Genomic DNA, 25,950 nt, shown 5'->3' with positions numbered 1-25,950 from the left:
GTCTTCCTCGAGGCTGGTTACGAGGTGGTGGCTTCGCCCACCCTGCGGCGGCGTGTGGTGCGGCGACGACTGGGCAACCATTCATGACCGTCGCCAGACCGGCCCGACGAAGGGACCATGTCGCTCGGACGTGCCGCAGATGGCGTGCGCTGCGGCAACCGGATCTGCCGCGATCCGCGCTTTCGACTGTCGCAGATCACCTGGCGGACGAGTGTCGCGCCGCAGCCGAAGGAGGACAGTCTTGCCGCGTGGCCCGTTGCCGAATCTGGCTCTTATGGATCAAGGCGCGGCCGTGCGGATGCGGCCTCCGGCCGTTCACCGCCCGCGCCCGCCCAGGTGGTCTTCACGAGAGCCAAGAGCATTTGCGTCTGGCGGGGCCTCGCGACGCCGGGATGACGGGTCCGAATCGGCCGGCACTTTGGTCGGCAGACGGGAAGACACATCGGGGTACTTGGAGCCTCATCGCGGACGGGGACCGCGTCGCTAGCATCGCCCCATGGCAGTGACAGCGTCTGGGGTGTTCCGGCGAACCGCGATCGAGCGGACAGATCAACAAGTCTCCTGGGAACGAACGGATCGGGCCTTCTTCTCGAGTGGGGCATGCCACGTGCTGGCCTGGACGTGCAGGGATTTCTATCCCGACAAGGGGATCGCCTTGGCGGCGGTGTACTTGGGTGACTACGAGCATCCACTTCACACGTACGCGAGGTGGGGCACGTGGGCGTTCGATGCGTCGGGTTGGAACCATGAGTCCGAACTCCTGCAGGTCAACAGCGACTTCGAGGGTCTCCCCGTCCGTCAGGTGGAGACGATCAGCAGTGACCTTCGGGAGTTCTGTGAAGAGCACGTGCATCGACAACCGCACCAGTACTGGGCCGATCCGACAGAACGCGCACGCGCCTATGTGGGCCGCTACGACCCGCCCTGGCTCTAGGCACTTCGCTCGTAGCGGGGACATGTGGACCGGGTTGGATGGGTCGGCGGCAGCTTTGAATCTCGAAGACCAGGATCGAAACCTGGCGGGGGAGCAACTGAAGCCCCGGCTCGGGACGCTCTGAGCAGCCTCGTCCGCGTGCTGGCGGATCACATGTGCGTAGACCCGGAGGGTGATCGCCGGATCAGCGTGGCCGAGGCGTTCCGCGACGACGCGGACCGGACACCGGCGATCAGGAGCAGGGCGGCGTACACATGTCGAAGGTCGTGCAGCCGAGCATGCGGCACGAGCCGTCCCAGCCCACCAGCACACCGCAGAAGTCGACCGCCTCGCTGACGTCGCGCAGGCATTCAGCCTGGATGCATGCGTTCCGGGCAATTCCGGTGCGTCGATGAAGTGCGGGTCCTAGAGTGCGTGGGGTGGATCTTTCGCATCTCGGTACGCCGATCGGGCCGATGATCCGGGTCCATGGCGGGTTCGCCAACCGGATGTTCCGGCTCGACACCGACCAGGGATCGTTCGCGGTGAAGGAGTTGAACCTCGTCGACCGCCGCTGGACCTACCGCTTCGAGGACGTGTTCAGGTTCGAGCAGGCGGCGTTCGCAGCCGGCGTACCGATGCCTGAGCCGATCTCGGTCAGCCATCACGCGCTCGTCCACCGGTGGGTGGAGGGAGAGAAGGTGCCCGAAGCACCGGTGTCGGCGGCGTACGCGTTCGAGATCGGTGAGATTCTCGCGCGCATCCACGCACTGGACGTCGAATGGACCGACGTGTCGATCGAGGACCCGACGCCACGGGACTGGCCCGAGCTCGCCGAGCGGGCGGCGGCGACCGGTCAGCCGTGGGCCGACGAACTCGCCTCCCACGTTGAGACGCTGCTCGCGATTGCCGACTTCGTCGACACCTGCGAACGGCCGGGCCCCATGGTGCTGACCCACAAGGACATTCAACCGTGGAACCTGCTGGCTCGAGACGGTCGGCCGGTAGTGCTCGACTGGGAGCTCTCGGGGATGCTCGACTTGTCCGGTGAGCTCGGCTCGACCGCGCTGAGCCTCGCGAAGGGACCTGGCTTCGACACCATCGAGCCCACTATCTTCCGCTCGGTCCTCGACGGCTACGTCGCCGGGGGCGGAGCGCTGCCGCCGGCGGGTCCAAGCTGGTTCGTGTTCATGATCGGTGGCTGGCTGGGGCACACACGGTGGAACATCCTGCGCTGCCTGGCCGGTGTCGAGGCGAGCACCGGCCCTGACCTCGCGCTATCGCACGAGGCCGTGCGCAACGGCGTACGCGGCCTCCCCGACATGTTCGCCCGACTTCCAGACCTCGAGACCCTGCTCGTGCGCGGGTGACGAATGAGTAAGCCACGGCCTCAGGTGGGTTACTCGGTGGGCACGGCGTCACGCTCGCGGGCAAGCGGTGAGCGTCAGGTCGGCCGTCTTCCGAGCCGGCTACGTCGAAACCTGGCGGGCGAGCCGAGTACAACCCCGGCTTGGGACCGTCTGAGTTCGGGGTTTGCCAACGGATCTGCCAACACGTCGCTCCGCGTCCGGTTCCTCGTGGAGTCAATGGAGAGATCCCGTGCGGCTCCGCGTGAAGCTCCGCACAATGGGCGCATGTCATAAGAGTTCATGCTGGATGGGGCGACGCCGACACCTGAGTTGGTAGCCGCATGGCTGGCCCTGGACGAACTGCGCAGAGTCCGTTCCGATGTGGGCTGCCAACTGGCTCGTCCAGGGGTATGACGGCGCCGCGCTAGCTGAACTCGCGGGCCTCAGCGGCCGGGACACTCGCGAGGTCCGAGACGTTCTCCCGGCAGCTCTGGCTGAGGCCGGAGTTCGTCCGCTGTCCTCGAAGCACGCCGCCGTACAGGTGGCCTTCGACCACATCGCCAACCTGCATCTCAGTGGACGCGCACGCTGGGCCTGGGTCGTCAATCAGGTCGTCCATGTCGGTCACTGTCGCGATCTTCGGAAACAAAGGGGCACCCAGCGACGAATAGTTTCCGGTGATTGGCGCACTCGCGTGCTCGTACGCGCCCGTGGGTGCGTGCTTCTGCGTCGCTCGGCGGTGCGTTCTGGAGGGCCGGTTTCTGTCCGGGGGCGGTGGTTGAATGCGGGGATGGATGTGATGGTTCAGGCGGTTGATCAGGGGCGGTGGGAGGACCTGGTTGAGTTGTTTGGGCCTAGTGGGGGGACGCGGGGGTGTTGGTGCATGGCTCGGCGGTTGCCGAGTTCGGTGGTTGCGGTGAATGGCAGTGCGGAGAATCGGGCCGCCATGGAGGGGTTTGTGCGGGCGGGGGAGCCGGTTGGGCTGATCGGGTATGTCGATGAGCGGCCGGCTGCTTGGTGTGCGGTTGCGCCGCGGACGGAGTACTACGCGATCGTCCACTCGCGGGTGTTGCCTATCGACGAGCCGGACGATGAGTCGATCTGGGCGATCAACTGTCTGTTCGTGAAGAGTGGGTATCGCGGGCGTGGTACGACGCTGCCGATGGTCGAGGCGGCAGTCGAATACGCTCGCAGTTCGGGCGCGCGGATCGTGGAGGCCTATCCGGTCAAGGCCCTGCCCGGGGATCCTGGGCGCGGGATGCTGAGTACCTTTCTCGCCGCCGGGTTCACGGTGTACGGCGAGGAACGCACCAAGGCGAAACGCAACGTCGTCGTACGCCGAAGTCTGTGAACGGCTGGATGAACCAGCGGCCCGAGTGGTTGGGGCCGACGGTCGATGAGTTGGCTGAGGCGGCGTACTGGGCTCGGCTTTATGGGCGCTGGGAGGCGATGGATCTGGCTGGGGTTGCCGGGTTCATGGAGGGGTTCGGGCGGCCGTGGTGGGTAGTCGGTGGGTGGGCCGTCGATGCGTTCACGGGGGTGGGCCGCCGGCATGACGATGTGGATGTCTCGATCTTTGCTTCTGATGTGCCTGCGCTTCGGACGTACGTCGGGGATCGGTGGCATCTGTGGTGTCTTGCCGGGGAGGACATGCGGCCGCTGACTGATCGGCATCCCGAGGTGTTTCATCCGGCGAGTCAGATCTGGGTGCGCGAGCATGGTGATGCGCCGTGGGTGATCGACCTGCCGTTGACGCCGGATCGCGATGGTCTGTGGACGAACAAGTTCATCGCTGATCACGTTGCGCCGCTCGACGAGGTCACGTGGGTTGCGGGCGACAGGATTCGGTACCTCAATCCCGAGATCGTTCTGCTGTTCAAGGCTCGAAAGCGGCGTACGAAAGACGAGCGGGATCTGGCGTGCGTCTGGCCGCTGTTGAGTCAGGACAAGCAGCTCTGGCTCCGGAACATGATCCGTCGTACCGACAACAACCACCCCTGGCTGCAGCAACTCACCCGCTAACCGGCCTCAGCTGTCGGCGGTCTGCTCAGGGGCTGGAGGAAGTCGCGGATGTGGGTGGACCAGGTGGTTGGGTTTTCGAAGTGGCACATGTGGGCGGTGTTGGGGATGACGGCCAGGTGGCTGGTGGGGAGGGCGGCGTGGAGGCGGCGGGCGAGTTGGACGGGGAAGCCCATGTCTTGTTCGCCGTGGAGGATGAGGATGGGCTTGCCGGAGTCGCGGAGGATGCGTTCGGGGTCGCCGGGGCACCACGGGTGCATGTCGCCGTTGATGGCGCGTTCCTCGCTCCAGTCGCCGGTGTCGGAACCCAGGCTTTCCAGCAGTTCCAGGTACGCCGGTGCGAGGTCGAGGTCCCAAACGAAGACGGTGGAGTTCCGCAGCTTCCCGCTGGCGGCGTCCTCCGCTCGCTGGCGCCGCTGGTATTCCTCCCAGCCCGCCAGGTACTGGTCCGCATCGGCGTAAGCCGTGGTCGACGCGAGGACAAGCCGCCGTACCTGCTCAGGATGCTTGTCCACGAACTGCATCGCCGCCCTGCCGCCGGTGGAGAAGCCCAGCAGGTCAACCTGTCCGAGGCCAAGCTTGTCGATCAGCTGATGCGTGTCCTGTACGACGTACTCCGGTTGAAGGTCCTCGTCGGGAAGGCCCCGGGTGCTCCGGCCGCAGCCACGGAAGTCGAACAGTACGACGTGATGGTCGCGAGCCAGCGGTTCGAACCCGGGCACCAGATAACCGTGCCCGACATCCGGCCCGCCGTGCATCACCACCAACGACGGCTTGTCACCACGCTCGCCGAGCTCCCGCACAAACAACGTGACATCCCCGACATCGACCAGCGCCCCATCGCCCATGCCACCGAGCATGCCAAAACCTCAGGGCCGGAGTGTTGCTCGTCGGTGCGTCAGATGGTCCCGTTCAGCCGCGTTGTCGCAGGCTGCGAGGGCGGCGTCGTACGCCGTCACAGTTTCCTCGGAACGGCCGGCGCGTGCCAGGAGCTCGGCACGCACCGCGGGCAGGCGGTGGCCGCTGGTTTTCGACCGCGTGGGACGTGTCCGGCGACCTCGGGCCGCTGCACGAGTTGCTGGAGATCGACGCACTCCACCGCCTCGCGTCACCCGACCGCGACCCGGCTCCGCTGTGGCATCTCGAAGGCCACAACTTCGACCTCCGCCTCCGCGCCGAGGCGTACACCCAGTACCTGCGCATGCCGCCCCAACACGTCGGTCGGCAGATCCTCACCGCGGTGGAGCGCGGTGGGCTCAGCTTCGCGGAGCGTTCGTTCGCTTGATGTGCGGTCAATCCGGCCTGGCCTGGACGAAGCCGAGTTCGTTGCCGTCGGGGTCTTTGATGGTGAACTTGCGGGTCCCGTAGGGGGTGTTCTGCAGGGGTTCCAGTACGTCGGTGTCCGGGCTTCTGCGTGCCCACCAGGCGTCGACGTCGTCGACCTCGAAGTTGAAGCGGGCACCGACGGCCGGCGCCGGGTCGTACCGACCGAGGGCGAACTGCGTGGGGCCGAGGGTGAAGTGGGCGTACGTCGGGGCGTCGGGTGGCCAATGCCCTTGGGCTTGGACGCCGAGCAAATCCTCGTACCACGTGATCGCGCTGGGCAGGTGGCGCACGTTCGCGCGGACATGCGTCAGACGAGGAGCGTCTCTGCCGGACATCTGTGTCCCCTTTCGCCGATCGAACGTGGACAGCATCACACCCGCCGCCGACAGTTCCAGATGGTGTGGAGCATGGGGATTGGCCGGAGCTGCGGTCCAGGGACTGCTCACCCGATGACGCAGAACATGGTGTCGTCAGGGGCGGCGAGTACGACGAAGTCCGCGTTGGGCGGGTAGGTCCAGTCCTCGACGCGGCGGGCGCCGAGGGCGATCAGGCGGTCGATCTCGGCCTCGACGGTGGACGTGCTGCGGTCGACCCAGAGATCCAGGTGGGTGCGGTCGGTTTCGTCGAGGTGGAGTTCGGTGGGCCGGCCGCCTGGCGGGACGAGGAAGTCGGGGTTGTCGGGCGTGGCGCCGTACCCGAGGGCCTGGCGCCAGAACTCGGCCGCGGGGCCGACGTCCTTCACGTTGAGAACGATTGCTCCGAGAGTGAGTCCCATGGTTCGCTCCTGGTCATTCGCCGGTTCGGCCGTCGAGTGCTTCGCGGATCAGGTCGGCGTGGCCGTTGTGGCGGGCGTACTCGCCGACCAGCTTCTGCAGGTTCCAGCGCAGGCTCATGCCGCTGGCGGGTCCGATGTCGTCGAGTGAGGTGTGCCGCGCGATCAGCTCGTCGTGGGCCGTGCGTTCGCGTTCCCAGGCAGCCATCGACGCGTCCACCATCGAGGCGTCGACGTCGAAGTCCCACTCAGGACCGTCGTCGGTGTACTGCCCCCAGACCCATTCCAACTCGGTCTTCGGGCCGAGCGCCCAGACGCCGTACGCGCGCTCCATCTCCGCCATGTGCCGGACGATCCCCAGCAGCGACAACGCCGACGGCGCCACCGCCCGCGTCACCAGCTGCTCCGCACTCAGCCCGTCACACTTGGCCCGCAACGCATCCCGATGAAATCCCAACCACCCCAGCAAGATCCCCCGCTCATCCCCATCCCCCGGCTGCCGAACCCGCTCCATACCACCCCATCCTCCCCCTGCAGAGGTCACTCGCACACCAGCTGCCCAACCATCACAACAAACTCACTCCGCGTCGCGCCATGCGCAGACCGTCCCGTCCGCGTCGGGCCATACGCAGATCAGGCGTGACGGATGTGGGGGTGATGGCGTCTAAAGGGGTGGTGCCTGCGATTCGCGTGGGACCGGACAGTGATGTGGAGGCCTTCAGTGCGGGAGAACAATCGGGGGACGCGCAGGCTTGTGGCGGTTCTCGGGGTGGTTGCGTGCGTGTTCACAGGGAGCTCGCTCACCGCGGAAGCGCAGCCGGCCGCCGCGCAGGCGGCGTTGCAGTGGACGGTGACTCCGACCGGGCGGCAGCCGGCGAACCTTGACGACATCGACAGCCGGGCGGGGGAGACCTGGGCGGTGGGTGGTGACCAGATCGACGGGTTCCAGGACCAGCGGCCGCTCGCGCTGCGCTGGGACGGCGAGCGCTGGGAGGCCACCGCACAGCCGGTGCGCACGAACGCGACGCTTCAGAGCGTGGCAGTGGCCGGCGCCAAGAACGTCTGGGCGGTCGGCGAGGACCGTGCCGATCCCGCGACCCCCAAGCCGTTGGTGATGCACTGGAACGGCACCCGCTGGCGCGTCGTACCGGGGCCGTCAGTGCCGACCGGGTCGTTCGGCACCGTCGCCATCGGTCCGAACGGCGCCGTCTGGGCGGCTGGCTGGGCCAACGTCGACGGGCAGGAGCACGCGGTCGTCTACCGGTACGCCGGTGGATCGTGGCAGCCACTGACGGCGGGACTTGAGGGATCCATCAACGGCAACACCCTGGCCGTCATCTCCGCGCAGGACGCCTGGCTCGGGCTGAACGGCGGACTGGCGCACTTCGACGGCAAGCGGTGGACGCTGGTGGACGACGTACCGGCAGATGGTTCCCAGATCCCCACCGGTATCGCGGTGGCCGGGCCGAAGGACATCTGGCTCGTCGGTGTGGAGCATGTCGCCCAGGACCGTCCACTGGTCCTGCACTACGACGGCGTCTCCTGGACCCGGGTGCCGGCCCCGAAGGGATGGTCACAGCTGTACGACGTCGCATTGCGTGACAACCGCCCGGTCGCAGTGGGGGAGCGATTCGAGGAATCCGGCAACAGCATCTTCGCGAAGCCCTACGTGCTGGAGTACCGCGGTTCGAAGTTCGTCGAAGCACCGAGCCCGGGCGCCGAGTACGGCACCCTGACCGGAGCCGCCGCTGCCGACGGGCGGCTGTGGACGGCCGGCCTCACCAGCGCCACTCCGGACGCTCCGTTCTCGGCCTTCACCGCCTTCGCCTACTGACAATGCCGTGAGACGAGTCACGTGATCCCGCACGGCCGCGCGGAGGCCGTGCGGGATCCGGTCTGAGGAGCAAGTAGGCTTGCGCGGGCACAGTTTCGAGTGTCCGTGCCGATACTTGTTCCAGAAACTCGCAGGGAACTCGAGGAGAAGACCGCGTGACTTCCCAACGTCCCGCGGCGGTCGTCATCATGGCCGCCGGTCTGGGAACCAGGATGAAATCGGCGATCCCGAAGGTGTTGCACGAGATCGGCGGGCGCAGTCTCGTCGGGCACGCGGTGGTCACCGCCCGTGCACTCGACCCCGAACACCTGGTGGTCGTGGTCGGCAACGGCCGGGAGCTGGTCGAGGCTCATCTGAAGGAGATCGACCCCGGAGCCCGGACCGCCGTCCAGGAGCAGCAGCGCGGCACCGGTGACGCGGTTCGCGCCGGGCTGACCGCCGTACCGGCCGACTTCGAGGGCTCGGTCGTCGTCACGTCAGGCGACGTACCGCTGCTGGAGGCCGAGACGCTCCAGGAGCTGATCGCCGAGCACGACAAGCAGGGGAACGCGATCACCGTGCTGACCGCGCGGGTGCCCGACCCGACCGGGTACGGACGGATCATCCCGGGAGACGACGGCACCGTCGCCGGGATCGTCGAGCACAAGGACGCGACGCCCCAGCAGCGACAGATCGACGAGATCAACGCCGGCATCTACGCCTTCGATGCGGCCACGCTGCGTGATGGGCTCAGCCGGCTGACCACCGACAACGCGCAGGGCGAGCTCTACCTGACCGACGTACTGGCCATCGCGAAGAGTGACGGCAAGCGGGTCGGCGCCTACGCGACCGAGGACGCGATGCAGACCGAGGGCGTGAACGACCGCGTCCAACTGGCCACGCTGCGGGCCGAGCTGAACCGCCGGAACCTCGACAAGCTGATGCGCGCCGGCGTGACGGTCGTCGACCCGAACACCACCTGGGTCGACCAGACGGTCCGGATCGAGCGCGACGCCACCCTGCTGCCGAACACGCAGCTTCACGGCGCGACCACGGTCGGGTCCGGTACGACGATCGGCCCGGACACGACGCTGACCGACGTACAGATCGGCTCCGACGCCACGATCATCCGCGCGCACGGGTCGAGCTCGGTGATCGGCGACGGCGCGAACGTCGGACCGTTCGCCTACCTCCGCCCCGGGACCAAGCTGGGCGTGAAGGCCAAGATCGGTACGTTCGTCGAGACCAAGAACAGCACCATCGGCGACGGTGCCAAGGTGCCGCACCTGTCGTACGCCGGAGACGCGACGATCGGTGAGGGCGCGAACATCGGCGCCGGCACGATCTTCGCCAACTACGACGGCGTCGCGAAGCACCCGACGATTGTCGGCAAGCACTCGTTCATCGGCAGCAACTCCGTGCTGGTCGCGCCGCGGACCATCGCAAACGGCGCCTACCTGGCCGCCGGTACGGCGCTGACCGAGGACGTCGGCCCGGGCGAGATCGCGGTCGCGCGCGGGCGGCAGCGCAACATCAAGGGCTGGGTCGCGCGCAAGCGAGCCGGCACCAAGACGGCGAAGGCGGCCGAAGAAGCGCTGTCGGCCGATGCCGGACAGGCACCGGCGGATCACGCGGCGTTGGGCGACACTGGCGAGAAGAAGTAACGGGAGGCCGGGCCATGAGCGGGATGAAGCGAACCACCGAGAAGAACCTGATGGTGTTCTCCGGCCGGGCCCATCCCGGTCTGGCCGAGGAGGTCGTCGAGCAGCTCGGCACCGGCCTGGTCCCGACCGCGGCGTACGACTTCGCCAACGGCGAGATCTACGTCCGGTTCGAGGAGTCGGTCCGGGGCAGCGACGCGTTCGTGATCCAGAGCCACACCTCGCCGATCAACGAGTGGATCATGGAGCAGCTGATCATGGTCGACGCGCTCAAGCGGGCGTCGGCCAAGCGGATCACCGTGGTGCTGCCGTTCTACGGGTACGCCCGGCAGGACAAGAAGCATCGCGGCCGCGAACCGATCTCGGCCCGGCTGATGGCCGACCTGTTCAAGACCGCCGGCGCGGACCGGCTGATCTGCGTCGACCTGCACACCTCGCAGATCCAGGGCTTCTTCGACGGCCCGGTGGACCACCTGATGGCGCTGCCGATCCTGAGCGAGTACGTCCGGACCAAGTACGGCGACCAGAAGCTGGCCGTGGTGTCGCCGGACGCCGGCCGGATCAAGGTGGCCGAGCAGTGGTCGGCCCGGCTGAACAACGCGCCGCTGGCCTTCATCCACAAGACCCGCGACATCGAGCGGCCGAACGAGACGGTCGCGAATCGGGTCGTCGGTGAGGTCAAGGGCCGGGTCTGCATCCTGGTCGACGACATGATCGACACCGCCGGCACCATCACCAAGGCCGCCGACGCGCTGTACGCCGAGGGCGCCGCCGGCGTGGTGATCGCCGCGACGCACGCGATCCTGTCCGGCCCGGCGGTGGACCGGCTGAAGAACTGCCAGGCCAGCGAGGTGATCGTCACCAATACGCTGCCGATCGCCGAGGACCGCCGGTTCGACAAGCTCACCGAACTGTCGATCGCGCCGCTGATCAGCCGAGCCATCCGCGAGGTCTTCGAGGACGGCTCGGTGACCAGCCTGTTCGAGGGCCGCGCCTGACCGTCAGGCGCTGATCCGGCGACCCGTCAGCTTCCCGGTGCCGGTCTCCTCCACCTGCGTCTCGCTGTTCGGCGCGTACACGGTGAAGCGGTACGTCGCCGACAGCTTGCCGTGGGACACCGATCCGCGGAGCTGCACCCGGATCGTCGGACCGACCGATTCCGGTCCCAGCTCGCCGGGGAACCCGGTCCAGAAGGTCGCCTGGAACCACTTGCCGTGCTTCGACCACGTGCCGGTGAACGGCGGTCCGGCTGGGCTGATGTCGTGCGACACGATCACACCACCCGCGGCGAAGCTCAGGATCAGCCGTATCTTTTCGGTCGAGCCGTCGTCCTGCCGGCGGCACATCCAACTGCCGGACAGTCCGTTGTCGTCTGCCATGGCCGGCGTGGCAGTCGCCAGCCCCGCGATCGCCACACCACCCGCGGCGATGCCTGCACCCCTCAGCGCCTGGCGGCGCCCCATTGCGTTCTCGCTCATTGGAGTCCCCTCCCCAGAGATCCGCTGTTCCTTCCACGCTGCACCTGGTCGCAGCCCTGGGCAACGGCTCGGACCGTACGACGACGAGGGGTAGCGTCCCGTCTCCAGACAGTCAGGCCTGACGCCAGGCGTAGTACGCCGTACCGAGTGATGCGGCGGTCATCGGCAACGCGGTGAGCAGACCGCCGATGCCGTTGCCGGGTACGACGAACGTTGCGATGATCGTCAGCCACAGCACGGGGATCCAGCGGGGTACGGCGTGGGAGCGCCAGAGGCCGACCGCCTGGATGACGGTGCCGACAGCAACTAGTAGGGCGCCGGGGATCATCACGCCGAACAGGTGGGCGGAGTCGTCGTTGATCCGCTCGATGACACTGGCGTCGACACCGGGTGCGGTAGCGAAGTAGTACGCCGCTGCCCAGCCGGCGCCTCCGACGGCGTACAGAGCGGTGCCGATCCACATCACCACGGCACCGGTGGTCGCCCAGGCGGCTCCGCGGCGGCGCACGAGCAGCGTTGTCAGCAGCGCCTGAGCGGGCACGTTGATCACCAGTGCACCGCTGAGAACCACCAGCAGGCCCCACCACAGGTTGCGGACCGGCTGGATGTCGCTGTAGGCGTACGTCTCGCCGCCCGCGGCTGGTTCCGGCCAGAGCAGTCCGCCCGGAACCGCTGCAACGGCGGTGATCGCCAGGAGCAAGGCAACGATTCCGACCCGGCGCCGGCGTACGGGATCGGCAACGGTGGGAGGTGGTGCGGTTCGGGTCGTCATGGTGTTCCTCCGTGAGGTGAGCTGACGACCTCAGGAAACGCCGGGCGGGCGCGGTGACACATCGGAGCGGGTACGGAGGCGCATCTCCGTGCTGGCGCGGAGTCCGGACGGCGGGTTGCGGCCTTACTCTGACGACATGCGGTGGCCGCGATGGGTCGCGCTCGGTACCTTCCTGCTCGTCCTGGCGATGGTCGCGGGGAGCTCCTGGCTGCTGATCGCGTACCGCACCGGTCCGCACACGGTCCGGAACTTCGTCGGCCTGGCCGCGATCGGGACCGCTATCGCCGTACTCGGGCTCGTCGTCAGCCGGCGTGAGCCGGTCAACCCGGTCGGGGCGATCCTCGGCTGGATGGGTGCGATCGCGGTCTTCCTGACGGGACGCGATGTCTACTACAACGCCGTGGTCCACGATCCTGGTCGGCTGCCGTTGGACAGTCGGGTCGTGGCCTGGCTCGAGGAGAGCGGCTGGTGGCTGCTGGTCGCGGTTGCGTGCCTGTTGCTCTACTTCCCGACCGGTCAGACGGTGAGCCGACGGTGGAGACCGATCGCGCCGGTCCTGCTGCTGCTCGGTGTGGCACAACAGGTTTTCGGTGTCTTCGCCCCAGAACCCTTCCTGCCACCTCTTCAGGACCTGCCCCGGCCGTACGAACCGTTGTCCGGAGTACTGCGGATCGTCAGCGACGTGGTGTTCTTCGGCTTCCTGGCCATGTGCCTGGCCGCGGCGGTCGCGGTGCTGATCCGAGCCCGCCGGTCGACCGGCAAGGAGCGTGCGCAGCTCAAGTGGCTGTCACTCGCCGGACTGGCCGCCGTGCTCTACCCGGTGGTCTGCGGAGCCGAGATCGTCGTCACCGGACACACCGGCATCGTCGCGACCGTCTTCGGCATCATCGCGCTGGTGAGCCTCCCGGCGTCGGTCGCGGTGGCAATGCTCCGGCATGACCTGTACGACGTCGACCGGGTGCTGGCCGACACCGTCACGTACGGGATCGTCATGGTGGTCCTGCTGGGCACCTATGCCGTCGCCGCCGTGTCGCTTGGGCTCGTGCTTGGTCGGGACTCGGCCGTCGTGGCTGCGGCCGCCACAGCGCTGTGTGCGTTGGTGCTGGCGCCACTGCGCTCTCGCCTGCAGCGCTCGGTGGACCGGCGGCTCTACCCGCCGCGTCGTGCTGCCCTGCTGGCGATCGAGGATCTGCAGCGGCGGATTCACACCGAGCAGGCGCAACCGGAGGAGCTGGAGTCCGCACTGCGTACCGCATTGCGCGATCCGGCGCTGCGGGTCGGCCTGCTCGTCCCCGGTGCGTCCGGTTTCGTCGATGCGGCCGGTACGCCGGTCAGCGGACCACAGCTGGTGCCGGTGACGCTGGGGGGCGCGCAGATCGGCGTACTGGCGTCCGACGCGACCAGTCCCGCCGTACTGAAGGCTGTGGCTGCTGGGGCGGCCAGCCTGGTCGAGGTGACGCGGTTGCGGGCCGAGCTGGCCGGTGCGTTGCGTGAGGTCGCGGCGAGCCGGGCGCGGCTGGTGCAGGCGGGGGATGCAGAGCGGCGGCGGCTCGAGCGGGATCTGCACGACGGGGCGCAGCAGCGGCTGGTGTCGCTGGGTATGGCGCTGCGGCTGGCGCAGCGGCATCTGGACGACGGATCGGTCGATGTCGACGGGCTACTCGATCAGGGAGTCGCGGAGCTGACCACTGCGGTCGCCGAGCTGCGGCAGATCGCGCACGGGCTGCGTCCGGGCAGCCTCGACGACGGATTGCACGCGGCGTTGAGCGCGATCACGCAATCGCTGCCGATCCCGGTCCGCCTGCAGATCCCGCCCGATCTGCCCGAGGAGTTGGCTACCACGGCGTACTTCGTGGCGGCGGAAGCCGTGACGAACGCCGCGAAGTACGCGAACGCGACGTCGATCGCGGTCCGGGTGGCGCGGTCGACGGGTGAGGTGCGGGTGCGGATCGAGGACAACGGGTGTGGGGGAGCGGCGCCTCGGCCGGGGTCGGGCCTGAGTGGGCTGCTCGATCGGGTCGCGGCCGTGGGTGGGTCGCTGGAGCTGCGGAGTCCGGTCGGCAGCGGTACGACGGTTGAAGCGGTGCTGCCATGCGGATCGTGATCGGGGAGGACTCGGCGTTGTTCCGCGAGGGGCTGGCACGGTTGCTGGCCGACGCCGGGCACGAGATCGCCGGTCTGGCCGTGGACGCGCCCAGTCTGCTGACCACAGTCGCCGAGACGACGCCGGACCTCGCGGTGATCGACATCCGGATGCCGCCGGACCACACCGACGACGGCGCCCGCGCCGCCCGCCGGCTCCGGATGCAGAACCCCGAGCTGGGCATCGTCCTGCTGTCCCAACACGTCGAGACCCGGCACTCGGTCGAGCTCGTCGCGACGGGCCGCTTCGGCTACCTGCTGAAGGACCGTGTGCTCGCGGTGGACCAGTTCCTCGACGCGCTGGTTCGGGTCGCATCCGGCGGATCGGCGCTCGACCCCGAGGTGGTTGCCCGGTTGATCGGGCGCCAGCGCGCAGACGATCGGCTGGCGCCGTTGACCCCGCGTGAGCGTGAGGTGCTCGCGTTGATGGCCGAGGGGTGCACCAACGTCGGTATCGGTCGCCGCCTGTTCCTGACCGAGCGGACCGTCGAGACGCACATCGGCAGCATCATGGCGAAGCTCGGGCTGATCACGAACGACGAACAGCACCGCCGGGTGCTCGCCGTACTGGCCTATCTTGGTGGGCACTGACCGCTTTCCCAGAGGACTGGCCCATGCGAATCGCTGTCTTCCATCCCGGTGCGATGGGCTCGAAGCTCGCGGCCCAACTGGTCGCCGCCGGGCACGAGGTGCATTGGGTGCCGGAGGGACGGAGTGAGGCTTCCGCTGCGCGCGCCGCGGAGGCCGGCCTGATCGGTACGCCGTTCGCCGATGCGGTGCGTGAGGCCGACGCGGTGCTGTGCTCGTGCGCTCCTCAGGGCGCGGTGGACATCGCCAAGCAGGTCGGCGGCGCGGGCTTCGGCGGCCTGTACATCGAGGCGAATCCGCTGTCCCCGATGTCGTTGCGTGAGGCGCAGTCCGCCGTACCGGAGGCGACGTTCGTGGACGCCGGTGTGGTTGGCCCACCGCCGACCGGTGGGCCGAGTCCGACACACCTGATGCTGTCCGGTGCTGCTGCTGATCAAGCGGCTGGGTTGTGGGCCGGCACTGCGGTCACCGCGATGGTGGTCGGTGCGGAGCCGGGTGCGGCCAGTGCGGCCAAGTCGTCGTACGCCCTCTACAACAAGGGCAAGGCAGCGCTCGCGGTGCTGGCCTTTCAGCTGGCCGAGAAGCACGGTGTCACGGAGGCGTTGACTGCGCAGCAGGTCCGCGCGGACGCGGGATCGCTCAAGGATCCCGGGCTGCCTGAGCAGTTGCGGAGCGTCGCCTGGCGCTGGGGACCCGAGTTCGACGAACTCGCTGCCACGTTGGACGCCGCCGGCCTCGAAGGTGATGCGGCCCGAGCGCTCCGTCAGGTCTGGACCAAGCTCACCTGAGCCTTCGGAAAAGGCTCACGGGGAGTGGTGGCGGAGCCGGAGCAAAGTGCCTGGGGGAACGGATTTCCCGTCTGGGCGGAGTGGTGGGTAGACTGTTTTGGTTGCCTCGGCGAGGGACGCCCCCCGAGAACTGTTGGGCGCGGCTCCGTGATCGACGCGGTGGTTCGTTGCCTGACGCCTTCTCCGGGGTCACAAAGCGCCCGCTGAGGCCGCAGCCGAGTTCCACCTAGTCAACTGATCACCGCAACGCATCTGAGGAGTTCATCTCGTGGCCGAGGTCAAGATCCAAGCCGAAGCGCGCACGGAGTTCGGCAAGGGTGCTGCCCGCCGAATCCGCCGGGACAACAAGGTTCCCGCCGTCCTGTACGGCCACGGCAGTGACCCGGTGCACATCACGCTGCCCGGTCACGACACCATGCTGGCCCTCAAGACCGCCAACGCCCTGCTGCTGATCGAGGTCGCCGGTGGCGAGAGCCACCTGGCGCTGCCGAAGCAGGTTCAGCGCGACCCGATCAAGGGCTTCATCGAGCACGTCGACCTGGTCATGGTCCGGCGCGGTGAGAAGGTCCAGGTCGACATCGCCGTCCACCTCGAGGGCGAGGCCGTCAGCGACACGCTGGTCGTGCTGGAGCAGCCGAGCGTGCTGGTCGAGGCCGAGGCGACCCACATCCCCGACGGGGTCACCGTCTCGATCGAGGGCCTCGACGTCGGCGCCCAGATCCACGCCTCCGACCTGCCGCTGCCGGCCGGTACGACGCTGGCGATCGAGCCCGACACCCTGATCGTGAACATCACCCAGGCGCAGACCGCCGAGCAGGTCGACGCCGAGCTGGCCGACGCCGAGGCCGAGGCCGGCATCGAGCGGGACGAGCCGGAGGCCCCGGCCGAAGAGCCGGTCGCCGCTGCCGCGGAGTAGTCAGCACTCAGCACACAGCGACATCAGGAGGGCCGGGATCCGTGGCGGACGACGTGTGGTTGGTCGTCGGACTGGGGAATCCCGGCCCTTCCTATGCGCGCACCCGGCACAACATCGGTCACCTGGTGGCCGATGAGCTGGCCGCCCGGACCGGCGGCAAGTGGAAGCAGCACAAGCAGGTCAAGTCCGAGGTGATCGAGACCCGGATCAGCGGGATCCGGACCGTGCTGGCCAGGCCCCGGTCGTACATGAACGAATCCGGTGGGCCGGTGTCCGGGCTGCTGAAGTTCTTCAAGGTCGAGCCCGCCAGCCTGGTCGTGGTCCACGACGAGCTGGACATCGACTTCGGCGTACTGCGCTGCAAGTTCGGCGGCGGGGACAACGGGCACAACGGGCTGAAGTCGATCCGGAAATCGCTTGGCACCGGTGAGTACTATCGAGTCCGGTTCGGTGTGGGTCGTCCGCCGGGCCGGCAGAACCCCGCCGACTTCGTCCTGAACGAGTTCTCCTCGACCGAACGCAAGGACCTCCCCTTCGCGGTCGACCGGACCGCGGACGCGGTCGAGTCGCTGCTCACCGACGGCCTCGATGTCACTCAAGGGAAGTACAACTCGTGAAGCTGAGCGGTCTGGTCGACACCCTGATCACCGATCCGGTGGTGGCCCAGGCCGTTCGTGATGCCCGGAGTTCCACGCAGCCGGACGGTGTCACGACTCTTGACCTGAGCGCACCGGGGCCGATCCGCCCGGTCCTGCTGGCCGCGATCGCGTCCGAGCAGAAGGGCGCCGACCGCCCGGTGCTCGCGGTCACCGCGACATTCCGCGAGGCCGAGGAGCTCACCGAGGCACTGCAGTGCCTGGTCGAGCCCGGCACGGTCGCCTACTACCCGGCCTGGGAGACCCTCCCGCACGAGCGGCTCTCGCCCCGGTCGGACACGGTCGGCCGTCGGCTGGCCGTACTGCGCCGGCTGGCGCACCCGGATCCGTCGGACGAGACGACCGGGCCGATCAAGATCCTGGTCGCGCCGGTGCGGTCGGTGCTGCAGCCGCAGGTGGCCGGGCTGGCCGACCTGAAGCCGGTGCAGTTGCACGTCGGCGACTCGGTCGAGCTCGAGGATGTCGTCGAGCAGCTGGCCGGGGCGGCGTACCACCGGGTGGACCTGGTCGAGCGGCGTGGCGAGTTCGCGGTCCGCGGCGGCATCATCGACGTCTTCCCGCCGACCGAGGAGCACCCGCTGCGGGTCGACTTCTTCGGCGACGACATCGAGGAGATCCGGTACTTCGCGGTCGCCGACCAGCGGTCGCTGGAGATCGCCGAGCACGGCCTGTGGGCTCCTCCGTGCCGTGAGTTGCTGCTGACCGACGAGGTCCGCGCCCGGGCCGCCGTACTGGCGAAGGAACACCCGGAGCTGGCCGAGCTGTTCGAGAAGCTGGCCGAAGGGCATGCCGTCGAGGGCATGGAGTCACTGGCACCCGTGCTGGTCGACGACATGGAGTTGCTGGTCGACCTGATGCCGGCCGGGACGCACGTCGTGGTCAGCGACCCGGAGCGCGTGCGGGCCCGGGCGCACGACCTGGTCGCGACCAGCCAGGAGTTCCTGGAGGCGTCGTGGGCGGCCGCTGCCGGTGGTGGCGAGGCCCCGATCGACCTGGGCGCGGCGGCGTACATGGCGCTCGGCGACGTCCGGGAGCATGCGCTGGGCAAGGGCCTGGCCTGGTGGAGCCTGTCGCCGTTCGCGGCGGCCCCGACCGACGCGCCGGAGCTGCGCGACTCGATGGGCGAGCGGATCTCGTTCGACATCGACCCGGACGCCGGCGCGGTCCGGAGCCGGGTGATCGCGGCGCACGAGGTCGACCCGTACCGCGGTGAGACGGCGGCCGCGGTCGAGGACGTCCGTGGATGGTTGCGCGACGGCTGGCGCGTCGTCTGCGTCACCGAGGGCCACGGCCCCGCGCAGCGCCTGGCCGAGGTCTTCTCCGAGGCCGAGCTGCCGGCTCGCGCGGTCGAGGGCATCGACGAGATCCCGGCGCCGGGCGTCGTCTTGATCTCGCAGGGCCAGCTGGACCACGGATTCATTGCCGAGGGCATCAAGCTCGCCGTACTCACCGAGAACGACCTGGCCGGTCAGCGGTCGGCGGCCGAACGGCGTTCGCAGCAACGGATGCCTTCGCGCCGGAAGAAGACGATCGATCCGCTGGAGCTGCAGCCCGGCGACTACGTCGTGCACGAGCAGCACGGCGTCGGCCGGTACGTCGAGATGATGCAGCGGACCGTCGGCACCGGTGCCCAGCGGGCCACCCGCGAGTACGTCGTGATCGAGTTCGCGCCGAGCAAACGCGGCCAGCCCGGCGACCGGCTGTACGTGCCGACCGACCAGCTCGACCAGGTCACCCGGTACGTCGGCGGCGAGCAGCCGTCCCTGGACAAGATGGGCGGCGGCGACTGGGCCAAGCGCAAGGGCCGTGCGCGCAAGGCGGTCCGGCAGATCGCCGGCGAGCTGATCAAGCTGTACGCCGCCCGCCAGGCGACCAAGGGCCACGCGTTCGCCAAGGACACCCCGTGGCAGCGCGAGCTCGAGGACGCGTTCCCGTTCGTGGAGACGCCGGATCAGCTGGCCACGATCGACGACGTGAAGCACGACATGGAACGCATCACGCCGATGGACCGGATCGTGTGTGGCGACGTCGGTTACGGCAAGACCGAGATCGCCGTACGCGCTGCCTTCAAGGCGGTGCAGGACGGCAAGCAGGTCGCCATATTGGTTCCGACGACGCTGCTGGTGCAGCAGCACTATGCGACTTTCGCCGAGCGGTACGCCGCCTTCCCGGTCAATGTGGCGCCGCTGTCGCGGTTCCAGACCGACAAGGAGGCCAAGGCCGCGATCGACGGGCTGGCCGACGGGACCATCGACGTCGTGATCGGTACGCACCGGCTGCTGTCCGGTGAAGTGCACTTCAAGGACCTCGGACTCGTCGTTGTCGACGAGGAGCAGCGGTTCGGCGTCGAGCACAAGGAGCAGCTGAAGCGGCTGCGAACCGCGGTCGACGTACTGACGATGTCCGCGACGCCGATCCCTCGGACCCTGGAGATGTCGATCACCGGCATCCGCGAGATGTCCACGATCGCGACGCCGCCGGAGGAGCGGCACCCGGTGCTGACCTTCGTCGGCGCGTACGAAGAGGGCCAGGTGACCGCCGCGATCCGGCGCGAGCTGCTCCGCGAGGGCCAGGTCTTCGTCGTCCACAACCGGGTCAACACGATCGAGAAGGCGGCCGCCCGGATTCGCCAGCTCGTCCCGGAGGCCCGGGTTTCGGTGGCCCACGGCCAGATGAACGAGCACACGCTCGAGAACGTGATCCAGGGCTTCTGGGAGAAGCAGTCCGACGTGATCGTCTGTACGACGATCGTCGAGTCCGGGATCGACATCTCGAACGCGAACACGATGATCGTGGAGCGGTCCGATCTGCTCGGCCTGTCCCAGCTGCACCAGCTCCGCGGCCGGGTCGGCCGTGGCCGGGAACGCGCGTACGCGTACTTCTTCTTCCCGCCGGAGAAGCCGCTGACCGAGACCGCGCACGACCGGCTGGCCACGATCGCGCAGCACGCCGATCTGGGCGGTGGGATGGCGGTCGCGATGAAGGACCTGGAGATCCGTGGCGCCGGCAACCTGCTCGGCGGCGAGCAGTCCGGGCACATCGCCGACGTCGGCTTCGATCTCTACGTCAGGCTGGTCGGCGAGGCGGTCGCGGAGTACCGCGGCGACACCCAGGTCGAGGAGCCCGAGGTCAAGATCGAGCTGCCGATCGACGCGCATCTGCCGCACGACTACATCCCGTCGCAGCGGCTCCGGCTGGAGATGTACCAGCGGCTGGCCGCGGTCCGCGACGACGAGGGCATCGCCGAACTGGTCGAGGAGTTGCACGACCGGTACGGCGACATCCCGCAGCCGGTGCTGAACCTGATCGAGGTGGCGAAGTTCCGCAACCATGCCCGCCGGGCGGGGCTGCACGACGTCACCCTGCAGGGGAATCTGATCCGGTTCGGACCGGTCGAGCTGCCCGATTCGAAGGTGCTGCGGCTGAACAGGCTGTACCCGAAGAGTCTGGTGAAGGCGCAACTGCGTACGATCCTGGTGCCGAGACCTGCCACCCGGCCGGTCGCCGGTCAGCCGCTCCGTGACCAGGAGTTGCTGCAGTGGTGCGCCCGGTTGATCGATGACGTGATCGCCGAACCGATCGGGGTGCCGGCGTGAACCTGGACGGAAGACACGAGGAGATTCGGTGAGCACATCTCGACGGCTTGGGGCGATCGGTGTGGCAGTGGCCATGGTGCTGCTGGCCGGCGGCTGCGCGGCGGGAACGCACCCGGGCGCGGCGGCCGTGGTCGGCGGGACCGAGATCAGCATCGGCGACGTCGACGAGACTTCGCGCGCGGTCACCAATGCTCTCGGTCAGGACTTCACTGCCGGCGTCACGCTGAGCGAGATGGTCAACTCGGTGCTGGTGTCCAAGGTCAGCGAAGAGAGGTCGATCTCGGTCAGCGACGCGGAGACCGCCGAGGCCGCGAAGCTGGTGGTCGGCGACGAGGCGGCGTTCCAGAAGTTCCAGGCGAATCCGGTGTCGCGCGACTTCCTGAACGGTGTCGCGCAGGCGGCGGTCGCGACCATCAAGCTCGGCGGCGGCTCCGGCGTGAACGACCCGCAGGCGCAGCAGAAGCAGCAGAACGGCATGGCGGTCGTCAAGGACGCGTCGAAGAACATCGACGTCAGCATCGCGCCACGGTTCGGCCAGTGGACCGACGGCGCCATCGACGGCAAGGTCTCCGGCTCGCTGTCCGAGGAGTCCGACCAGGCCAAGGCCAAGCGCGAGGCCCAGGAACAGCAGCAGCAACAGCAGCAGGGCCAGGGCTGAGGTTCCCGCATGACCACTGGTGGGATCAAGGTGGTCCTCACCAGCCCTCGGGTGGCGCCGGGCCTGCTGACTCGTGCCGCCTGGCAGGTGCTGGGCGACGCCGACGAGATCGGCGCCGCGGGTGGTCCGTCACGCCCTGATGTCCAGGCAGTGGTCGGCTCCGGACTGGTCGTCACCCAGGTCGAGGGCGGGCTCACCGAGGCCTGGACCTGGCTGTCAGCCGCGGCCGCCTCAGGACGTCAGGTCGCCTGGCTCGTCGGTGAGGACGGCGAACCCGGGCTGCTCCGCGTGGTAGCCGACCAGATCAGCCGGGAGCCGCGGCCGCCGTACGACGTGGAGATCCTGCACGGCTCGTACGACGTACCCGGCGCGCGACTCATCGACCTCGTCCGCGTCATGGACCGCCTCCGCCGCAACTGCCCCTGGGACCAGGAGCAAACCCACGAGACCTTGGCGAAGTACCTCCTCGAGGAAACCTACGAAACCCTCGAAGCCATCGACACCGGCGACCGCCCTCACCTCCGCGAAGAACTGGGCGACCTGTTGTTGCAGGTAGCCTTCCACTCCCGCATTGCCGAGGAAGACAGCTCCGACGACGGATTCTCGATCGACGACGTCTCCGGGGACATCGTCGAGAAACTCGTCCGCCGGCACCCCCACGTCTTCGGCACGGTGGATGCGGCCGACGCGGCCGCTGTCGAAGCCAACTGGGAAACCATCAAGGCCGCAGAGAAGCAGCGCTCCTCCGTCCTGGAAGGAATCCCGCTGGCCCTCCCGGCCCTGGCCCTGGCCGACAAAATCCTCGGCCGCGCCGCCAAGGTCCTGCCCGCCGAGCTGACACCAGCGGCTCCCGGCACCGAGGCTGAGCGCATCGGCAGGGAGCTGCTGGCGCTGGTCCGCGAGGCTCGCACCCTCGATGTCGACGCCGAACAGGCACTCCGGACCGCGATCCAGCAGCTGACCGCGGAGATTCGCGCCGCCGAGGCGTCCTGACCCACGGCGGTCATCCGCACGAACGCGGCCGTCCACATCCCGACGACCAGCGAGTGCGCGGACCTGTGCCACTCACCAACTACTCGTCGCGTGACCGGCTCACGCTCAGCGGGCTGCTGCCACTTGCAGGTCACGGGCGATGGTGAGTGGGGGAGGTCCGCCTCGTGGTGGTGCTGCTGGGAAATCGGATGCGGGGGTGGTGTGTGGCTGGCAGGGTGGGGCGGTGGATGTCACCGGAGTGTTGCTGGAGCGGTGGGATCTCAAGCCCACACATGTGGAGGAACTGACCGGCGGGATGAACTCCGCTGTGTGGCTTGCCGCCGCGGATGGCTGGCGGGTGGTGGTGAAGTCCGTGGACGCGGGGGATGGCGCGTTCGTGCCTGGGCTGGAGTTGGCGGCGCGGCTTGGGGATGCGGGAGTGGTGACTGGGCGGCCGGTGGTGAGTCAGGCGGGCCGGGTGGCCGAGCGCGTGGGGGACCGGCTGGTTGGGGTGCTGGAGTTCGTTGACGGGGAGCCGCTGGCGGGGACGGTTGAGGATCAGCGTGCGGTCGGCGAGTCGCTCGGGCGGGTGCATGGTGTGTCGGCGACGCCGCCCGGGGAGTTGGTGGATTGGCTTCACCTGGTGACGCAGTTCGATGAGTACTTGGATCTGGAAGCGTGGATCCGGCCGGCGGTTGAGGGCGCGGTAGAGGGTGTGCAGGCGCTCGATGGCCTGTCCTGGGCCGGGTTGCACGGGGATCCGGCGGCTGAGGCGTTTCTGCGGCAGCCCGATGGTGAGGTCGCGTTGATCGACTGGGGTGGCGCGATGCATGGGCCGGTGCTGTACGACGTGGCGTCGGCGGTCATGTACGCCGGTACCCCGGACGACGTCGTACCCGCGTATCTCGAGCAGCGGCCGGAGTCTGCCCACGAGGTCGAGACCGGCCTCACAGCGTTCCTCCGGCTCCGATGGGCGGTCCAGGCCGGGTACTTCGCCTGGCGGTGTTCGACCGACGTCCGCACCGGCATCGCCGACCCAGCCGAGAACCGCAAGGGCCTCGCCGACGCCCGCCGCGCCTTCGCCTCCGAGGAGCACTGACTGTGGAACAAGAGGTTGGCTGGGCAGGGCAGCCGGAGGACATCGCTTGCGTGGGTCCGGACGGCAACTTCAAGCTGCGGGCCGGGGCGATCGTCCGTGATCGCGACCGGATCCTCTTGTGCGCAGTCGATGACCTCGACGGCTGGTTCCTGCCCGGTGGGAAGGTCGCGTACGGCGAGACTGCGGCGGCCGCTGCGGTCCGTGAACTCCGCGAGGAGATGCAGCTCGAGCTGACCGTCGGTGAACTCCGGCTGGTCACCGAGGACATGCTGACCCTGAACGGCACGCTGCATCAGGAGGTCTGCTTCTACTACGAGTTCGCCTGGCCCGACGGCCTCTCGCCGGACGCGGCGCAGGACACCGTGGAGCTCGCGCACAGTTTCCGCTGGGTTCGCCGCGCCGACCTGGGCGGCGTGGATCTCCTGCCGCCACAGATCCGGGACTGCCTGATGGAGGACGCGACCGAGCTCCGCCACCTGGCCATCGATCGCAGGAGCTCAGACGCCGGCTAGATCCCGCCGGATCGCCGTCTCGGTGGCAATCCAGTTCTTGAACAGGTAGCGGTGAGGCACCACGGGCTTGATGGCCGCGATCACGTCCGGCTTGTCGTCGACGAAGTGGGTGATGGCGAGGTCGGCGCAGTGGATCGCCTTCTGTGGTCGACGCAGGCAGAATCGAACGTTGCCGTCGGCAATCCCGGTCCGCTCGAAGAAGCGGTGATGACGCAACCAATCCAGCGATCGCTGCTTTGCTCCCGCGGCCCGCACTTCGAGACCAGCCAGGCCTCGTCGAACAGCGGCACCAGCCGCGCGATCGCCTCGAACGCACCAGGTACGGCGGGCGTCCGCAGCATCGCCGCGGTGTCGCCGGAGAAGAACGATGTGTCCCCGGATCCCGACGATCCATCGATGATGACCCGTCCGATATCAATCCCCAATCGCTTCATACCTCAAGGCTCACCCGCCGCAGCACTTCAGCAGAACTAGCAATCAGCCATACAGCTATAGTTTCTGTCAATGACTCTGGTGGCGGAGGATCTCGAAGCGTTCGCGGTGTTCGCGCGACACCGCAACTTCACCCGCGCGGCGGAAGAGCTGCACGTCAGCCAGCCGGCGCTCCACACCCGCATCCGAAAACTCGAGCAGCGCCTCGGAAAATCCCTGTACGTCAAGCAAGGACGGCAGCTGCACCTGACGGACACCGGAGAGCGGCTGGCCGCGTTCGCGAACGACACGAACGACCGGGCCGCCGACTTCCTGCGTACGCTCGATGCCCTACCTCCGCGCCCACTCGTGCTGATGGCCGGCTCGGGCGCGTACCTCTACCTGCTCGGCGATCCGATCCGGCGGATCCTTGCCAAAGGCCACGAGCTGCAACTGCGCACCGGCGATGCGGCCGCCACCTTGGCTGCGGTGCGGGAGGGGTCCGGCGATGTGGGAGTCACCGCGCTCACGGTCCCGCCCGATGACCTCGACTGCGACCTGCTCCAGCAGTTCCCACAGACCCTGATCACCCGGTCCGACCACCGCCTGGCCGGCCGGCGGAGCGTCCGGTTGAAGGACCTGCGGGACGAGGCGCTCGTCGTACCGCCGAAAGATCGGCTGCATCGGCAGCAGTTGGAGCGGAGCATGCTCGATCAGGGGCTGCGGTGGTCCGTGGCGGTCGAGGCGGAAGGGTGGGAACTGCTGGTCCACTTCGTGCGTCTCGGGATAGGACCGGCCGTGGTCAACGGTTCGGTCCGTACGACGGGTGCCGTCCGGAGGATCCCGGTCAAGGATCTGCCACCGGTGCGGTACTACGTCGTCACGCGACCCGACCGGAGCGAGAGGGTGGACGAACTGAAGCGGATGCTGTCGTGAGCAGAGACAGCCGGATGGTCTCGCGGCTGCTCAGGCACACGGCGGGTGAGCGCGGCCTCACGATGAGTGCGGACGGCTGGGCGGCGATCAGCGACGTACTCGAACTGCTGCACTTGACCCGCGAGCGGCTGGACGCCGCAGTCCGGGACAACGACAAGCAGCGGCTCCAGGTCGACAGAGACCGAATCCGGGCTTGTCAGGGGCACTCACGCGCAGGGATGCCGGTGACACGTGAAGCCTTGGAGAACAGTTGGGAACGGGTGCACCCCGACCACCTGCTCTGGCACGGGACCAATGGCCAGGCACTGTCCGCGATCCAGCACGAGGGTCTCAAGGCCGGGCGACGTACGCACGTCCATCTGGCGCCGTCCAAGGACAGCCAGGTCGGACGGCGATCGGCCGTGGATGTCTTGCTGGGCGTGGATCCAGGCAATCTGGCGGTCTATCGGGCGCCCAACGGAGTGTTACTGACGCGGGAGGTACCGCCGGATGCGATCGTTAGGGTCGACGCGGTCCACCGGGCCCGGTGGTCTGACGGCTAGGCTCGGGACCGATTCGTCATCGAGAACTTGG

29 protein-coding genes are annotated in these 25,950 nt (G+C 68.3%); 21 read left to right on the top strand and 8 right to left on the bottom strand.

The window, feature by feature from the left end:
• Positions 1-496: 496 nt before the first annotated feature.
• Both ACIBG5_RS43160 and ACIBG5_RS43155 read left to right on the top strand, forming a co-directional pair.
• Positions 497-934, top strand: a complete 438-nt coding sequence (locus tag ACIBG5_RS43160; RefSeq protein WP_396397911.1) for a hypothetical protein — start codon at positions 497-499, stop codon at positions 932-934.
• Between the two features lie 419 nt (positions 935-1,353).
• Complete coding sequence (locus tag ACIBG5_RS43155) at positions 1,354-2,283, top strand: phosphotransferase family protein (RefSeq protein ID WP_396397910.1); 930 nt, start codon at positions 1,354-1,356, stop codon at positions 2,281-2,283.
• 403 nt (positions 2,284-2,686) lie between these two features.
• On the opposite strand, the gene ACIBG5_RS43150 is transcribed toward ACIBG5_RS43155, so the two are convergent.
• Positions 2,687-2,881 (bottom strand): hypothetical protein, encoded by a 195-nt coding sequence (locus ACIBG5_RS43150; protein WP_396397909.1) that lies wholly within the window; start codon positions 2,879-2,881, stop codon positions 2,687-2,689.
• Between the two features lie 327 nt (positions 2,882-3,208).
• Here ACIBG5_RS43150 and ACIBG5_RS43145 point away from each other — a divergent pair, with 327 nt between their 5' ends.
• Positions 3,209-3,613, top strand: a complete 405-nt coding sequence (locus ACIBG5_RS43145; RefSeq protein ID WP_396397908.1) for a GNAT family N-acetyltransferase — start codon at positions 3,209-3,211, stop codon at positions 3,611-3,613.
• Positions 3,610-4,284, top strand: coding sequence for a nucleotidyltransferase domain-containing protein (locus ACIBG5_RS43140; protein WP_396397907.1), 675 nt, complete (start codon positions 3,610-3,612; stop codon positions 4,282-4,284). Before ACIBG5_RS43145 ends, ACIBG5_RS43140 begins: the two co-directional genes overlap by 4 nt.
• Here ACIBG5_RS43140 and ACIBG5_RS43135 read toward each other — a convergent pair.
• Positions 4,281-5,129 carry an alpha/beta fold hydrolase gene (locus tag ACIBG5_RS43135; RefSeq protein ID WP_396397906.1) on the bottom strand — a complete coding sequence of 283 codons (849 nt, stop codon included), beginning with the start codon at positions 5,127-5,129 and terminating at the stop codon, positions 4,281-4,283. The two genes, ACIBG5_RS43140 and ACIBG5_RS43135, sit on opposite strands and share 4 nt — an antisense overlap.
• Positions 5,130-5,326: 197 nt before the next feature.
• Between ACIBG5_RS43135 and ACIBG5_RS43130 the strand changes: the two genes are divergently transcribed.
• Positions 5,327-5,566 (top strand): hypothetical protein, encoded by a 240-nt coding sequence (locus tag ACIBG5_RS43130; RefSeq protein ID WP_396397905.1) that lies wholly within the window; start codon positions 5,327-5,329, stop codon positions 5,564-5,566.
• Between the two features lie 7 nt (positions 5,567-5,573).
• Here the strand turns inward: ACIBG5_RS43130 and ACIBG5_RS43125 are convergent, their stop codons facing one another.
• The 3 genes from ACIBG5_RS43125 to ACIBG5_RS43115 form a co-directional block, all read right to left on the bottom strand.
• Positions 5,574-5,942 carry a VOC family protein gene (locus ACIBG5_RS43125; protein WP_396397904.1) on the bottom strand — a complete coding sequence of 123 codons (369 nt, stop codon included), beginning with the start codon at positions 5,940-5,942 and terminating at the stop codon, positions 5,574-5,576.
• Positions 5,943-6,049: 107 nt separating this feature from the next.
• Positions 6,050-6,382, bottom strand: coding sequence for a VOC family protein (locus ACIBG5_RS43120; RefSeq protein WP_396397903.1), 333 nt, complete (start codon positions 6,380-6,382; stop codon positions 6,050-6,052).
• A 13-nt stretch (positions 6,383-6,395) separates the two neighbouring features.
• The gene (locus tag ACIBG5_RS43115; RefSeq protein ID WP_396397902.1) at positions 6,396-6,893 is read right to left on the bottom strand and encodes a DUF664 domain-containing protein; all 498 of its coding nucleotides are present in this window, start codon (positions 6,891-6,893) and stop codon (positions 6,396-6,398) included.
• Between the two features lie 267 nt (positions 6,894-7,160).
• Here ACIBG5_RS43115 and ACIBG5_RS43110 point away from each other — a divergent pair, with 267 nt between their 5' ends.
• From ACIBG5_RS43110 to ACIBG5_RS43100, 3 genes are all read left to right on the top strand, one after another.
• Entirely contained in the window at positions 7,161-8,213 is a 1,053-nt protein-coding gene (locus ACIBG5_RS43110; RefSeq protein ID WP_396397901.1) for a hypothetical protein, read from the top strand.
• 155 nt (positions 8,214-8,368) lie between these two features.
• Positions 8,369-9,856, top strand: coding sequence for a bifunctional UDP-N-acetylglucosamine diphosphorylase/glucosamine-1-phosphate N-acetyltransferase GlmU (gene glmU / locus ACIBG5_RS43105; RefSeq protein WP_396397900.1), 1,488 nt, complete (start codon positions 8,369-8,371; stop codon positions 9,854-9,856).
• 14 nt (positions 9,857-9,870) lie between these two features.
• Positions 9,871-10,851: a ribose-phosphate diphosphokinase gene (locus ACIBG5_RS43100; protein WP_396397899.1), complete on the top strand. Its 981-nt coding sequence runs from the start codon at positions 9,871-9,873 to the stop codon at positions 10,849-10,851.
• Between the two features lie 3 nt (positions 10,852-10,854).
• Here ACIBG5_RS43100 and ACIBG5_RS43095 read toward each other — a convergent pair whose 3' ends face one another.
• Together ACIBG5_RS43095 and ACIBG5_RS43090 are read right to left on the bottom strand one after the other, a co-directional pair.
• The gene (locus ACIBG5_RS43095; protein WP_396397898.1) at positions 10,855-11,331 is read right to left on the bottom strand and encodes a hypothetical protein; all 477 of its coding nucleotides are present in this window, start codon (positions 11,329-11,331) and stop codon (positions 10,855-10,857) included.
• A 112-nt stretch (positions 11,332-11,443) separates the two neighbouring features.
• Positions 11,444-12,103: a hypothetical protein gene (locus ACIBG5_RS43090; RefSeq protein ID WP_396397897.1), complete on the bottom strand. Its 660-nt coding sequence runs from the start codon at positions 12,101-12,103 to the stop codon at positions 11,444-11,446.
• A gap of 136 nt (positions 12,104-12,239) precedes the next feature.
• Between ACIBG5_RS43090 and ACIBG5_RS43085 the strand changes: the two genes are divergently transcribed.
• From ACIBG5_RS43085 to ACIBG5_RS43040, 10 genes are all read left to right on the top strand, one after another.
• Entirely contained in the window at positions 12,240-14,207 is a 1,968-nt protein-coding gene (locus tag ACIBG5_RS43085; RefSeq protein WP_396397896.1) for a histidine kinase, read from the top strand.
• Positions 14,195-14,836, top strand: coding sequence for a response regulator transcription factor (locus ACIBG5_RS43080; protein WP_396397895.1), 642 nt, complete (start codon positions 14,195-14,197; stop codon positions 14,834-14,836). Before ACIBG5_RS43085 ends, ACIBG5_RS43080 begins: the two co-directional genes overlap by 13 nt.
• Before the next feature lie 23 nt (positions 14,837-14,859).
• Complete coding sequence (locus tag ACIBG5_RS43075) at positions 14,860-15,621, top strand: NAD(P)-binding domain-containing protein (protein WP_396397894.1); 762 nt, start codon at positions 14,860-14,862, stop codon at positions 15,619-15,621.
• Positions 15,622-15,889: 268 nt separating this feature from the next.
• Complete coding sequence (locus ACIBG5_RS43070) at positions 15,890-16,537, top strand: 50S ribosomal protein L25/general stress protein Ctc (RefSeq protein WP_360442073.1); 648 nt, start codon at positions 15,890-15,892, stop codon at positions 16,535-16,537.
• Positions 16,538-16,578: 41 nt separating this feature from the next.
• On the top strand, positions 16,579-17,154 hold the full coding sequence (gene pth / locus ACIBG5_RS43065; protein ID WP_396397893.1) for an aminoacyl-tRNA hydrolase: 576 nt from the start codon (positions 16,579-16,581) through the stop codon (positions 17,152-17,154).
• A complete protein-coding gene (gene mfd, locus ACIBG5_RS43060; protein WP_396397892.1) occupies positions 17,151-20,789 on the top strand; it encodes a transcription-repair coupling factor in 3,639 nt (1,212 codons plus the stop codon). Before pth ends, mfd begins: the two co-directional genes overlap by 4 nt.
• A 28-nt stretch (positions 20,790-20,817) precedes the next feature.
• Positions 20,818-21,447 (top strand): hypothetical protein, encoded by a 630-nt coding sequence (locus ACIBG5_RS43055; protein ID WP_396397891.1) that lies wholly within the window; start codon positions 20,818-20,820, stop codon positions 21,445-21,447.
• 9 nt (positions 21,448-21,456) lie between these two features.
• Positions 21,457-22,440, top strand: a complete 984-nt coding sequence (locus ACIBG5_RS43050) for a MazG family protein (protein WP_396397890.1) — start codon at positions 21,457-21,459, stop codon at positions 22,438-22,440.
• 223 nt (positions 22,441-22,663) lie between these two features.
• Complete coding sequence (locus tag ACIBG5_RS43045; RefSeq protein ID WP_396397889.1) at positions 22,664-23,518, top strand: phosphotransferase enzyme family protein; 855 nt, start codon at positions 22,664-22,666, stop codon at positions 23,516-23,518.
• 2 nt (positions 23,519-23,520) lie between these two features.
• The gene (locus tag ACIBG5_RS43040; RefSeq protein WP_396397888.1) at positions 23,521-24,030 is read left to right on the top strand and encodes an NUDIX hydrolase; all 510 of its coding nucleotides are present in this window, start codon (positions 23,521-23,523) and stop codon (positions 24,028-24,030) included.
• On the opposite strand, the gene ACIBG5_RS43035 is transcribed toward ACIBG5_RS43040, so the two are convergent.
• Positions 24,016-24,246: a hypothetical protein gene (locus ACIBG5_RS43035; protein ID WP_396397887.1), complete on the bottom strand. Its 231-nt coding sequence runs from the start codon at positions 24,244-24,246 to the stop codon at positions 24,016-24,018. The genes ACIBG5_RS43040 and ACIBG5_RS43035 overlap by 15 nt on opposite strands.
• Here ACIBG5_RS43035 and ACIBG5_RS43030 point away from each other — a divergent pair.
• The 3 genes from ACIBG5_RS43030 to ACIBG5_RS43020 are packed head-to-tail and all read left to right on the top strand — an operon-like array spanning position 24,238 to position 25,919.
• A complete protein-coding gene (locus ACIBG5_RS43030) occupies positions 24,238-24,504 on the top strand; it encodes a hypothetical protein (protein ID WP_396397886.1) in 267 nt (88 codons plus the stop codon). The genes ACIBG5_RS43035 and ACIBG5_RS43030 overlap by 9 nt on opposite strands.
• Before the next feature lie 30 nt (positions 24,505-24,534).
• Positions 24,535-25,377: a LysR family transcriptional regulator gene (locus ACIBG5_RS43025; RefSeq protein ID WP_396397885.1), complete on the top strand. Its 843-nt coding sequence runs from the start codon at positions 24,535-24,537 to the stop codon at positions 25,375-25,377.
• Positions 25,374-25,919: an RNA 2'-phosphotransferase gene (locus tag ACIBG5_RS43020; RefSeq protein WP_396397884.1), complete on the top strand. Its 546-nt coding sequence runs from the start codon at positions 25,374-25,376 to the stop codon at positions 25,917-25,919. The genes ACIBG5_RS43025 and ACIBG5_RS43020 overlap by 4 nt, the downstream gene beginning before the upstream one ends.
• Positions 25,920-25,950 lie beyond the last annotated feature (31 nt).

It is taken from the genome of Kribbella sp. NPDC050241 (genome assembly GCF_044459685.1).
Classification (GTDB): Bacteria; Actinomycetota; Actinomycetes; order Propionibacteriales; family Kribbellaceae; genus Kribbella.
This window is presented reverse-complemented; position numbering and strand designations above follow the sequence as displayed.